10 protein-coding genes, 2 tRNA genes and 1 riboswitch are annotated in these 12,644 nt (G+C 39.3%); of the genes, 8 read left to right on the plus strand and 4 right to left on the minus strand.

Annotated features, from left to right (window positions below):
- Positions 1-99: 99 nt before the first annotated feature.
- Together HXT34_RS01750 and HXT34_RS01755 are read left to right on the plus strand one after the other, a co-directional pair.
- Entirely contained in the window at positions 100-609 is a 510-nt protein-coding gene (locus HXT34_RS01750) for a LytTR family DNA-binding domain-containing protein (RefSeq protein ID WP_421785196.1), read from the plus strand.
- Positions 610-699: 90 nt separating this feature from the next.
- Positions 700-1,149: a DUF3021 family protein gene (locus tag HXT34_RS01755; protein ID WP_415683814.1), complete on the plus strand. Its 450-nt coding sequence runs from the start codon at positions 700-702 to the stop codon at positions 1,147-1,149.
- A 475-nt stretch (positions 1,150-1,624) separates the two neighbouring features.
- On the opposite strand, the gene HXT34_RS01760 is transcribed toward HXT34_RS01755, so the two are convergent.
- Complete coding sequence (locus HXT34_RS01760; RefSeq protein WP_415688100.1) at positions 1,625-2,029, minus strand: pyridoxamine 5'-phosphate oxidase family protein; 405 nt, start codon at positions 2,027-2,029, stop codon at positions 1,625-1,627.
- Positions 2,030-2,434: 405 nt separating this feature from the next.
- Between HXT34_RS01760 and HXT34_RS01765 the strand changes: the two genes are divergently transcribed.
- The 4 genes from HXT34_RS01765 (at position 2,435) to HXT34_RS01780 (ending at position 6,757) form a co-directional block, all read left to right on the plus strand.
- Complete coding sequence (locus tag HXT34_RS01765; protein ID WP_421785413.1) at positions 2,435-3,382, plus strand: DMT family transporter; 948 nt, start codon at positions 2,435-2,437, stop codon at positions 3,380-3,382.
- A 190-nt stretch (positions 3,383-3,572) separates the two neighbouring features.
- Complete coding sequence (locus HXT34_RS01770) at positions 3,573-4,658, plus strand: ATPase (RefSeq protein ID WP_421785199.1); 1,086 nt, start codon at positions 3,573-3,575, stop codon at positions 4,656-4,658.
- 176 nt (positions 4,659-4,834) lie between these two features.
- Positions 4,835-4,907, plus strand: a tRNA-Ala gene (locus HXT34_RS01775).
- 113 nt (positions 4,908-5,020) lie between these two features.
- A riboswitch (Lysine riboswitch) is annotated at positions 5,021-5,207 on the plus strand.
- 149 nt (positions 5,208-5,356) lie between these two features.
- Complete coding sequence (locus tag HXT34_RS01780; protein WP_415689696.1) at positions 5,357-6,757, plus strand: amino acid permease; 1,401 nt, start codon at positions 5,357-5,359, stop codon at positions 6,755-6,757.
- A 105-nt stretch (positions 6,758-6,862) separates the two neighbouring features.
- Here the strand turns inward: HXT34_RS01780 and HXT34_RS01785 are convergent, their stop codons facing one another.
- Together HXT34_RS01785 and HXT34_RS01790 are read right to left on the minus strand one after the other, a co-directional pair.
- The gene (locus HXT34_RS01785; RefSeq protein WP_421785201.1) at positions 6,863-7,780 is read right to left on the minus strand and encodes an ATPase; all 918 of its coding nucleotides are present in this window, start codon (positions 7,778-7,780) and stop codon (positions 6,863-6,865) included.
- A gap of 181 nt (positions 7,781-7,961) precedes the next feature.
- Positions 7,962-8,037: transfer RNA gene (locus HXT34_RS01790), tRNA-Asn, on the minus strand.
- A gap of 206 nt (positions 8,038-8,243) precedes the next feature.
- Between HXT34_RS01790 and HXT34_RS01795 the strand changes: the two genes are divergently transcribed.
- Positions 8,244-8,861, plus strand: a complete 618-nt coding sequence (locus tag HXT34_RS01795; RefSeq protein ID WP_415683818.1) for a M23 family metallopeptidase — start codon at positions 8,244-8,246, stop codon at positions 8,859-8,861.
- Between the two features lie 142 nt (positions 8,862-9,003).
- A complete protein-coding gene (locus tag HXT34_RS01800) occupies positions 9,004-10,815 on the plus strand; it encodes an AMP-dependent synthetase/ligase (RefSeq protein ID WP_421785204.1) in 1,812 nt (603 codons plus the stop codon).
- A 104-nt stretch (positions 10,816-10,919) separates the two neighbouring features.
- Here HXT34_RS01800 and HXT34_RS01805 read toward each other — a convergent pair whose 3' ends face one another.
- The gene (locus tag HXT34_RS01805) at positions 10,920-12,629 is read right to left on the minus strand and encodes a hypothetical protein (RefSeq protein WP_421785206.1); all 1,710 of its coding nucleotides are present in this window, start codon (positions 12,627-12,629) and stop codon (positions 10,920-10,922) included.
- Between the last annotated feature and the right edge of the window lie 15 nt (positions 12,630-12,644).

Consider the following 12,644-nt stretch of genomic DNA (forward strand, 5'->3'; position numbering starts at 1 on the left):
GCGATTTTGTAAAGACAGACTATTTACAGTGCCGTATAGTCAAAATTACAAAACAAAAAGCTAACAAACGCTAACAGTAGCGTACGGAAAGGAGGCTTGATGAAAGTATCTATTGCTATTGTTCCACCTGAGGAAGAGCAGTCAGTTCAGTTGTCAATTCACAATATTGACGATGAGCTTAAGCGCATTATCGCTCAGTTACAAAGCATTGACTCAAATGATGCAAATGTAAGAAGTGCTGAAAATAATACTGAAATTAATACTTCAGATAAGTTGGGCAACAATAATCCATTTATATACGGTTATATTAATGATTCGATTATTGTTATGCACGAGCCAGATGTGATTATGATTTGCGTTGAAAATTCGCGCGTAATTATTCACAGTGATAAAGGCGAGTGCGTTTCTTACAAGCGTCTAATGGATTTTGACAATCCGCAATTCGCGTCGTTTGTGCGCATATCTAAATCCGCAATCGTGAACTTGAATCGCATTGTTCGAGTCGATCCAGGATTCGGCGGAAGTATGAGCGTAAAAATGGACGACGGAAGCGTTGAGTGGATTAGTCGCAGATGCTTAGCAGGGTTCAAAAAGCGCTTAGGAATGTAGTTTTAAGCGTAGTCGAATATAAAACTATCAAAATTTTTAATACTAATTTTTTAATACAAGATTTTAATACTTAAAAAGGAAACGATTATTATGGAAAAGCAAGTTACAACTTTTGGTAAAACAATGGTAAAAAACATTGTTAATGGCATTGGCATAGGGTGCACTATTTTTACTGCAATCAGTTTTGTGTCGTGCTTGTTAGCAAATACTGCGGTTGGAAACAGAATTGCATCTTATGCTGTAGCAACGTTTGTTATAGGCATAAGCTATGGAGTGTTCGCTATTTTTTGGTCGAATGAGCGTATGTCAAATCTTGCAAAGTTCGTTTTTGCACTAGTTCCGCCAATTGCTATTCAATTTATTGTATCTGTGATTGTTGGGTGGATTTCGTTCAAAGATGAGCCAGCTGTGATTTGCGGATGGATTGCGTTCACTGTTATTTTCCCGATTGCGATTGCTGCAGTAATTTATTACTTCGAGAAGAAGAAAGCGGAAGAAATGAACGCTAGACTGCAAGCATTGCGTAAAGAAAGCAAGTAAAATAGTTACAACTAAATAATCAAGTAAAGAATTGAGTGGTGTTCATCTTCGCCGTTGAGGACGAACGCCACTCGATATTGTATGACGCCTACTCTAAACGTACTAATTCGGCGTTTTGCGCAGCTATAAATTAATTAGCTATAGTTTATATTGCAATTCGTTTGGTGTGGCGCGAGTTTTGGGGGATTTCTCTCCTCGCGCGTCCCGTCCTTCGTTGCTCTAGCTGTTAAAGACTTTACTGTCTGCTTTGTTCTTAAAAGAACGTTGCTTCCTCAGTCCTCTTTTAGCGCTCGTAAAGAAATCTCCCAAACTCTGCGTGCTTAATCGTTAATAACCGTGCAAATCGCAGAGATTTTTCGATTTTTCTTCTTCGCTTGGCGAATCAGCAGCCTGCGGCTCTGACGTTCGCCGCGCTCAGTGCGAAAAATCTCAAATCTCTACCACACAAATATACACACGACTGAATGACGACGAATTAATCTTTTGCGATTGTTTTGCCGGCAGTAGCTCCAGAAGTCAAGTCCTGAATCTCCTTGATTTCCATAACTGGAACTGCAGCTGGCTTCTTTGTGCCTTTTTCTTCAGCTACACGCACCTGCTCTTCGTAAATCGCGTCATCAGTGTGAAGGGTAACGGTTCCGCGGAAGCGATAGCCCTTCTTTTCTGCCAAATTAGCAACTGCTACAACCAGCTGGCTGCCATCTTGCAAGTTCTTATAATGCTGACCTGCAGTGCGCTCGTGGTATGCAAGGTGGTTGTCGTCGAGTACGAACATAGACATTTTTGGTCCTAAATCAAGCTCGCCATCTTTGCTCACTGTTGCAATCCAAGCCAAATTATTCGCAATAAATTCTTTCATATCTGCGCTAAGAGTTGCCATAGTATTCCTTTCCTAACAAGATTGCGCACTTTCTTCGTGCGCAATTTATAAGCCTACATTGCTACATTACGCTGATTTAGAAGTGTATACGAGTGTGTAGCATAAAAAAGTTGTAAGTTGTGACATAAATCACCCAATTTTTCAATGGTTGCGTGGGTGAAATTTATACAGCAAAATGCTTGATTGCTACTGTTTTCTGAAGCGTATATCGGAAATTTTACGGAGGAACGCCAGAAAGTTGTACTTTTCACGATTTTATGGCTATTCTGTCTATTTTATAAGCTAAAACGCTTTATAAAAGAAAAATTTTAAAGGACCAACTTTTGTAGTTGAAGGGGAAACATTATGAAGGTGAAATATGGAACAGCTAAATCTATAGCTGAACCGCTTTCGGATAAATCGGGCATGCCTCAAGGCAAAAGTGTTCATATTGCTCAGATTATGCTGTTGATTTGTGCTGCTATTTGGGGTGGCAGCTATGTTTCTTCAAAATATGCTCTTGAAGTGTTTCCTGTGCAATGGCTTATGGGCGTTCGTATGGTTGGTGCTTGCGCAATTATGGCTGTTATTTTTTTCAGTACGCTTCGTAAAACTTTTACAAAAAAGCTTATTGTTCCTTCTTTGCTAACTGGAATTACGTATTATGCTACTTTAGTTTTGCAAACTGAAGGATTACGTTCAATTGATCCAGGTCGTAGCGCGTTTTTGACAGCAGCATATTGCGTAATTACGCCATTTTCTGCTTGGTTAATCGTCAAGAAAAAGCCAACTCTTTTAGGATTAGTAGCTGCAGTTATGTGCGTTGCTGGAGTGGGCTTTGTGGCATTAAAGCCTGGAATGCTTGTTCTCACATTGTCTTATGGAGATTTCCTTACTTTATTATGTGCTGTAGTTTTTGCTTTTAATCTTACGTTCCTTGCGTATTATTCTCGTAAATATAATCCTGTTACGTTAACTTTTGGGCAATTTGTTGTTTCAGGCGTACTTTTTGTAGCTGGCGCGCTTATTTATGAACCTTTGCCAAACTTTAACGCTGCTGATCATTTCTCTATTTTTGCTAATATGTTCTACCTTACAGTGGTAGTAACAGTAGTTGCGCAAATTATGCAAAACTATAGTTTGGTGAATCTTTCTACTGCCAACGCTTCAGTGATTATGTGTACTGAAAGTTTGTTCACACTTTTATTCTCTACTGTTCTTTTTCATGAGCATGTTTCTAGCATGGCTTTTGTGGGATTTGCTTTAATATTTGCTGCAATTATTACTGCAAGCTTAGGCGAGCATTATTGTGATAAAAAAGCCAATTGTGAGCTTTCTTATAAAGATAGAGATTTTGAGGTTGCTAAGTCTTAGGCATTTCAGTTTTGTGTAGCTAAGTTTTATGTATATAAGACTTGTGATTTTGTTGTAAGAATGCTCTGGCAATACTGTGCAATTTTTGCGTAGAGTGATACCATCATTGTTGTAATGATGTTGGTATTTGAGTTTGCATATTTGCCATGCGTTTTGGCATTATATTCGCATAAATAGTTAAGGTGCATAAGTGAAGAATTTCTTCAAAGGCATATCGTTTACGCAAGTATTAGCTGGATCGCTCGCTGCAGTGACTTCGTTTTTACTTGCTTCTAAAATTGGTATTGCTGGTTCAGTTGTTGGCGTAGCTATTGGTTCTATTGTTTCTGCAGTAGCCTCGCAGTTGTATCAAAATGTCATTCACGCTTCATCGCGTAAACTTTCGGAAACGAATCAGAATACTTCTACAGAACAGCCTAATTTTAGTAATGCGTCATATTCTAGCGTGCGTTCAAATGATTTAGAGAATGTTGATTCTAAAAGAATTGGAGATGATATTCATATGCAATATTCATCAAATCCGTTGCAATTTAATACTGATCCTGCAGATGACAGAAATATGACTGTTCAAAACGCAAGATCTGGACGCACTGTTAGCTCGCAAGTTAGTAATCCAGAATTAGAAAATACGCGTATTTTGGAATTGTCGAAATTACGTGAACAGCATGAAGAAGACATGGAGCTGTCGGAAGGCACAATTCCAGAGCCGGTGCCGTTATCTAAGGTTGTTAGTGAAAACTACGGTTACTCTTCTGTACCTTACAAAAACAGAAACGATCATAGTACAACAATTGTTGTTGCTGTTATAAGTGCTCTTATAGCTGTTATCGTTACTGCAGGTGCTGTTCTTTTGTTTACACAAGGAAAAGGCACAGACAATATTAATAAGCCTGAAGAAATTAGCCATGAGCAGCAGCAAAATCAGCCTCAACCTAAGCAACGTCTTAACACGAATACTAATCAAGACCATAAGAAATCTCATGATGATTCTGATAATAAAAATGCTAATGAAGACGAAAATGATGAGCATAGCAATGAAAATGCAGATGGCTCAACAAGTGGTCATTCTGATAATGATTTAGGTAGTGACACTAACAATGATTCAGGAACGAATTCAAGTGATGCTGCTAGTGGGAATAGCGGATCGGGCACTGATAGCTCTGATGCAGGTGCTGGATCTGCCGGTTCTTCGGGTTCTTCGGGATCTGCTGGCTCTTCAAACAATGTAACTTCTCCTGGTAATGGTGATCAATCTGGAAGTGCCAATGCTAATTAGTTTTCGAATTGGTTCTTGAATTGGTTCTTGAATTGGTTTTCAAATTGGCGACTAAATTGTTGGTAGAATTTGCATAATTTTGGAATTTGTAAGTTGAATTCGACACGCCGCATTTGGATAGAGCGGCTATTTGTTGTATTCTATCAAAGGTTCGTTTGAACGGCATAAATAAAAACGGGGCTATGGCGCAGCTGGTAGCGCATCTCCATGGCATGGAGGGGGTCGGGGGTTCGAATCCCCCTAGCTCCACAAATTTTAAACGTCACCTCTTTTGAGGTGGCGTTTTTTGCTATTATTTTTCGTTTTTTATGCGCCACGCCGTATTTTTTACAGTTTGTCTGCAAGTCGTACTAATAATGAACAACATCGACCAGAGGTCGCGCTCGACAAGAGTAGTAAGCATGAGCTAGGGAAAGCGTTGATTGTTTACAAAAGGGGAGAGCGCCGAAGTTTACTGCTTAATCCCAAAAGTAGTGAGCTGGGACTTGGCTTAATATACCAAGGACTGTCGCAGTGATTTGGCATCCGCTGCGGAGAGCTATCGACACGCTTGCTTTTGCTTGCTTGTTTTGCCTCTGATTGTCATGAAAGGAGGAAAAATGAGTAGTTCATTATCATCTACTGCTGCACAGAATACTCAGCAGAATACTCATCAAAATAACGATGTCCATAGAGGATTAAAAACTCGCCATATTTCCATGATTGCTTTAGGTGGCAGCATTGGAACAGGCTTATTCGTTGCTAGTGGTGCAACAATCCATATGGCTGGTCCTGGCGGCGCTTTGCTCGCTTATGGTGCAATTGGCATTATGGTTTACTTCCTTATGACTTCCCTTGGCGAAATGGCAACATTTATGCCTATTAGCGGTTCATTTGCGTCATATTCTGGACGTTTTATTGATCCTGCACTTGGCTTTGCAATGGGCTGGAACTATTGGTTTAACTGGGCTATTACGGTTGCAGTGGACGTTAGTACTGCAGCAATAGTTTTGCAATATTGGTTCCCAACAGTGCCAATATGGATTTTCTCGCTGTCGGTTCTTATGCTTATTTTGCTTATCAATGTGCTTACAGTTAAGTGCTTTGGAGAAACCGAGTACTGGCTTTCGATTATTAAAGTGTTGGCAGTAATCGTATTCCTTGTTATAGGTTCGCTTACGATTGTTGGTGTTGTTGGCGGCAAAGCGCCATTCTTGCAAAACTTCACTCATAAGGACGCTCCATTTGCAGGCGGTGTTCCTGCAGTGTTGTGTGCTTTCGCTATTGCAGGCTTCTCTTTCCAGGGAACTGAGCTTATTGGTATTACTGCAGGCGAGTCTGCAACTCCAGAAAAGAGTATTCCAAAGGCTGTAAAGCAAGTGTTCTGGCGCATTCTTCTCTTCTACATTCTTGCTATTTTCGTTATTGCTTGCATTATTCCTTATACTGACAAGAACTTACTTGGTTCTGACGTAACTGATATTGCTATTAGCCCATTCACTCTTGTGTTCCAGCGTGCAGGTCTTGCTGCTGCAGCAGCAGTTATGAATGCAGTGATTTTGACTTCTGTTATTTCTGCAGCAAATTCCGGCATGTATGCTTCAACGAGAATGCTTTATTCGCTCGCAAAAGAAGATAATGCTCCAAAAGTATTTAGCAAAGTAAGTCTTCGTGGTATTCCTGTTCCTGCGTTGATTGCTACATTTGTAGTCGCGTTATTTACTTTCTTTATGAGTATTTTTGGCGATCAAATATACATGTTCCTGGTTGCTGCAAGTGGTTTGACTGGTTTTATTGCTTGGGCTGGTATTGCTGCAGCTCATTATCGCTTCCGTAAAGCGTACTTGGCTCAAGGTCATTCCTTAGATGAATTAGTCTACAGAGCAAAGTGGTATCCGTTTGGTCCTATTGTTGCGTTCTTCCTATGCGTTCTTGTTATTGTTGGTCAGGATTTGCACTCATTTGCAACTCTTAACTGGCAGGCTATTGGAATCACGTACATGTCTGTGCCGCTATTTATCGTTCTATACATTGGTTACAAGATTAAGAATCATACTCGAGTAATTCCTCTTGAAGAAGTCGATTTAACTCATGTTCGAGTAAACAAAGTGAACGAATAATTTATAAAGTTCAACATCGTTTACGATGTAGATTTAGATAATATAAAAGCTCCCAGCGTATTGCTGGGAGCTTTTATATTGAGTTAGATAACAGAGCAATATGTTTTATGGCTGTGTTGTGCCATGATCTTCGATTTGTACAGGTGGTTCTTCGTTGCTCTTTTTCTTGTTGCTCTTTTCCTCACCACTCTTCTTCGGTTCTGTCTGACCATTATTTACTTTATGGCTTTCGTCACCAGATCCGTCTCCGCTGCCTTTTTTGTCTTTGTCTTTGTCTTTTTCTTGTTCTTTGTTTTTGTCCTTATCTTTGTTTTTGTCCTTATCTTTGTTTTTGTCCTTATCTTTGTCTTTGTCTTTGTCTTTATCCTTATCTTTATCCTTGTTCTTGTCCTTGTCCTTGTCCTTGTCCTTGTCCTTATCCTTCTCAGTATTCTGTTTCTTAGTGTTTTGATTATTCTTCGTCGGCGTTGGCTTTGGCGTTGGCTTTGGTGGGACAATATTTGAACGCTGAATTACAATTCCAGTTGATTCATTTATCTCTTGCTTCTTTGTTTCTTCGTCTTGCTTGTCTTTGTCTTTATCTTTTTTGCTATTTTCGTCTAGTAGCGTAACAGCTAATTCGCGCACTCTTTTTGCTTTAACTGCATACCACTCAGAAGCAGCTAAAGCTTCTGCGCTTTTGGAACCAAGTTCTTCAGGTGAGTCTGCTGTGCAAGATACTTTATCAGGAACTTTTTCGCTCATGATTTTAGCAAGTTCTTTTGCGTTGTCAGAGTCACCTTTTGTGAGATCCGTTATTACTTTGTCATGCATTAAACTTTTCCACACAGTGTTTGCTTTAGAAACTTGTGCAACTTTTATTTCGCACTGTCTGCGAGCTGCTTTAGTGCGTTCAGTTTGTTTCATGTACCAAAGTGTGCCAACTATACCAAGAGCTAAAGCTAGCACAACAATTCCCGCTATGAGAATAATGAGCTTTTTCTTTTGGTTCGTTTCAACATTATCGGAGCTATGTTGATTCATGTTTATCCTCTGTTATCTATTGCTACTCAACATTAGCGCATTTGAATACGCAACTTGTTTATATAATACGCCAAAGTGTTTATGTTAGCCACGCTAATTAGTGCTAAACAATTAAGATTTTTCTTGTGAATGCAAGTCGTGATATTTAACGCAAAAAGCCACTGGATAACCAGTGGCTTTATGGCTCCTGCGGCTGGGCTTGAACCAGCGACCATTCGATTAACAGTCGAACGCTCTGCCAACTGAGCTACGCAGGAATATCTTGTGCTCAACTAAGCGCTGTGCACAAGACATTTATATTACACGTAATTTTCAAAGATGCAAATATGGCGTGTTTTGGCGTGTCGAAATAGTGATTATAAGCGTATGTTTTATCCACAATGCTTAAAAAGCTTATGATTTTCGCAAATTAGCTGCAAAACTTTTATAAAAGTCATTTTATAAAAATATGGATGGGGAATATATGTGTATTCGCAAAAATTATGAATTATATTACAAAATAGCTGCCTGCTTGGGGATTTTTATAATCTCAGTTATTTTATTAGATGCACTGTTTTTACAATCCGAAATTTCGCAAAATAATCATCGTCTTAAATATTATGTTGCAAAATCTGCTGTGTCATGTTGCCACAAGTGTGCTCTTTCTAAAGGTGATTATAGCGAAAAAACATGCAAGTCAGCTATGCAATGGCCTGTAAAACCTGCGAGAATTGTAAAAGCTTTTAATCCTCCGCCTAAACCCTGGATGGCTGGGCATCGCGGCGTAGATTTAGCTGCAAGCACAGGAACTCCTTTATTTGCGCCTGCAGATGGCGTTATTAGTTTTGCTGGTAAGGTCGCTGGTAAATCAGTTGTGACTATTAGGCATGGTGAACTAACTTCTACTTTTGAGCCTGCTGTAACAAAGTTTAGCGTTGGTGTTTTTGTGAAAAGAGGCCAGAATTTTGCACATGTCGAAGGAGGTTCGGACCATTGCGGCACAACTTGTGTGCAGTGGGGTTTAAAGCGCAAAAATCGCACATATGCTAATCCTGAAGGAATGACTGTTAAGCGCCGCATTGTGCTTAAGCCTGTGGAATAAGAAAAATAATATATTTGTATCGTAGATATTTGTAGATAAATGAACAAAATTTATTACAATCTTGTAGATATTCGCATATGCGAAGGCTTGCAAATCGCGTATAGTAAAGATATACGTCAATTCAGCAGATAGAGGAGCTAATATGCAAGAATATTCTCGTCCACTTGATGAGTCTATTGATATAGATGTTAATGTTTTCTCACTGCTAGAAGAGCGAGCAGAGCGCAATCCTAATGGCTCTTTGGTTGAATACGTTGGAGCTGACGGCGTTTGGAAGTCATATACTGCTGAAGAATTTAAAGATAAGGTAATAGCTGTTGCTAAAGGCTTTATTGCTAGAGGAGTAATGCCTGGTGACGCTGTGTCAATTATTGCTCACACTTCATGGCAGTGGACAGTTCTGGATATGGCTATTATGTCTATAGGCGCATTGACAGTGCCGATTTACGAAACAAGCTCTTCGTTGCAAATACAACATATTGTTCAAGATTCTCAAGTATGTTCAATATTTGTGGAGTCTCCTGAAATGTTGCCAAAAGTAGAAGCTGTTCAGGAAGAATGTCCTACTCTTCACGACGTATATGTAATGAATCGTGGTGCTATCGACGCGTGCATTGAATACGGTAAAGCAGTAACTGATGCTGAATTTTATGAACGCGTACATGCTGTTAATGGAAGTGACATAGCAACAATTGTGTACACTTCAGGTTCAACTGGCGAGCCAAAAGGAATTGAGCTGACTCATAGCAATTTTGTTTTTATTGCTAAATCAGGTGTTATTTCTATGCCAGATATTGCTCTAAAAGGCAGCCCTCGTCTTTTGCTGTTCTTGCCTCTTGCGCACGTTTTTGCTAGGTTTATGCAATTGTTCTGCTTCGCTGGAAATATAACTCTTGGTTTGACTAGTAATTTGAAAACTGTATTGTCTGATTTTCAAACTTTTAAACCAACATTTATTCTTGGTGTTCCACGCATTTTTGAGAAGATTTACAATGCTGCTTCTCAAAAAGCAGGCAGGGGAGTAAAAGGTTTTATTTTTGCTTATGCATCTAAGGTTGCTCGCGAATGGTCTCGCGCTCAGCAGTCTAGTTCAATGGTTCCTCCAATGCTTGCTCTTAGCCATTCAATATGTAAAAAATTAGTGTATGCTCCACTGTTGCACGTATTTGGAGGATCTGTTTCATACGCTATTTCGGGTGGTGCTCCTTTAGATTTGTCGATTGCGCATTTCTTCAATGGAATTGGTTTGCCTCTTCTCGAAGGCTATGGAATGACAGAAACTTGTGCTCCTTCTATGGTGAATCCTACAACAGGTTATCGCATTGGCACCGTTGGTTTGCCTGTAAAGGGTGTATCTGTTGCTATTGCTGACGATGGCGAATTGTGTATTAAGAGTCCTGCAGTGTGCAAAGGCTACCATAATAATCCTGAGCTTACCAAACAACAAATTGTAAACGGCTGGTTGCATACGGGTGACTTTGGTTCTTTAGACGATGACGGTTTTGTGCGTATTACAGGCAGAAAGAAAGATCTTATTATTACTGCTGGCGGTAAGAACTTATCTCCAAATGCGTTAGAAGCTTCATTAATGTCTTCGCCTATTATTTCTCAAGCTGTTGTTATTGGAGACAGAAAGCCGTTCGTTTCAGCAATTATTGCGCTCGATTTATCAGAAGTAAATACTTGGCTTTCTTCGCGTGGTGCATGTCCTGTGCGGTCTTTAAAAGAGGCTTCACGTAACGGTATTGTGCGAGCAGAAGTTGAGCGTGCTGTTAGCAAAGCAAATGAGCTAGTTTCTAGAGCTGAATCTATTCGCAAGTTCGAAATAGTTCCAGATGAGTTTACTCAAGCAAACGGTTTGATTACGCCAAGTTTAAAGGCGCGTCGTCAAGTTGTTGTAGAGCGTTATAGCGACCTTATCGAACACGTTATCTACGCTCCGCGCAAACGTTAGCTGCGTGTAAAGTCTTGGAATATAGTTTGCGTTACTACATAACTTGCGTTACATAACTTGTATTACGCAACTTGCGTAACGCAACTCGTATTCAAAAATTGTATTTACAAGCCCGCGTCTGCTAATGATATGTAGCCTGGGTCAATTAAAAGCGACTTTAGATTTGTTGCGCTTACTGCCACTAGTTGCTCATTAACAGTAGGGACAGTTTCCCCATGCTCAATTTTTGTTTGCACTGTAGCAATTTTTTTGTCAAGCTTACCGTTTTTGTTCAAAGAATAACAAGTAGCAGTAAGATCTTGAACAATCTTCTTATGATTTTCTATAGATGTCATCCACTGCTTTCCGTTCACAATGTTTGGCATAATATTTTTGTACGCGCCATAACCAGTTATTACTGGCCATTTCTTTGCTTCTGATTCTTCTTCCTCATCTTTTTTCTGCTTTTGTTTTAATTCTTTTTCGGATTTCTTTGCAGAATCTTTTGGAGCAGGAACTGGTCTTTTATTAAGATCTCGTTTTCCTATAAAGTTTCCGATAACGTCCGGCAAATTGAAAGATGGGTTTATGTCTGCTGCGCTTCCTTCATAACCAAGATCGTTTAGTGCTTGTACAGCTTGTAAAGCAATTTGATCATCGAGTGCAATAATTCCATCAACGCGATGCCTTGAATGCGTAAAAAGACTCGTGCTTCTTGTAATTCGTTTTGTTAACTCATTTTTCACAGAGTCAGCTGCATCTGCGTCGAAAGCAACATTTGTCCAGTCTTTTTCGCTACTATTCACATTCAATCTTCCAGAAGTACTGATTAATGTTCCAGAAGCAAAATATGGTCTCAAAACTTTCCAAATTCCATCGAATGCTTCTTCAGCAAAATCATCATTGAATTCTGTTTCGCTATTTGCATGTGTATTGTTTTTAGGGTCATCATCCTCGCTTGTTTCGTCGATGCCATTTTGTTGGTTGTGATTGTTTGCATTAATATTTTTTTGATTGTGGCATGGCAAAAGAACTTCAATATAGCGTGGATTTTCTTTAGTTGCACGATCTAGAGCTATTTTTTGTACCAGAGTCGTTGCTTGAATTTCGCCAATGGTTCTTGCGTCAGATAAATGGAACATCACATCAGGTTTAAAACCGCTAACACTCCGTGAGAGCATAACAATGTGGATTCCTGCCTTTTTTGCTAGGCTAAGTGATGATGCCAATCGTTTTTCTGCATTAAGCTCATCTTTGGATGATTGAGAAATGTCGTTATTTTGTAAATTTAAGCCTTGAGTATCTGATTTTTGCGTATTTTCAGAATTAGATGCAGGTAATGTTGCATAATCTCCATAGTTATTATTGCCGTTTTTGCTAGTCCATGGAGCTATAACAATTGTCGTTTTGCTTAATTGTTTTTTGATTTTTGAATTTTCAGAAACAGAATTGTGCTTTCCTGAATTATTCTGTTTTGCATTGTTCAATGAGCTTAGCAAATTTACTACATAATCTTGAACATCGCGGCTTTGTTCTGAAAGGCTAGAAGAAGTTTTAGTAGTAATAGAATTATCGTCAAATCCCTTATCTTTTAACGATTTTATTAATTCTGGAACCAATATGTCCCACGTGCTTAAAGGTTTATTGCGTGTTATTGATAATCCATCTGCTGGAGTAAAAACAATAACGTTACCGTGACTCGCTTGTTCTTTATTTTCAGATTTTAAAGAAGTTTTTGTTGAACTTGCGCACGAGCTAACAACAAAAAGCATCGTAACTAATGCTGCCAGCATAACTAAAGAACGATGCATAGTTCTGTTGCACAAACGAATCATAGTAGTGACCTCTCG

It is taken from the genome of Gardnerella sp. DNF00983 (assembly GCF_049244265.1).
In the GTDB taxonomy this organism is placed as follows: domain Bacteria; phylum Actinomycetota; class Actinomycetes; order Actinomycetales; family Bifidobacteriaceae; genus Bifidobacterium; species Bifidobacterium vaginale_J.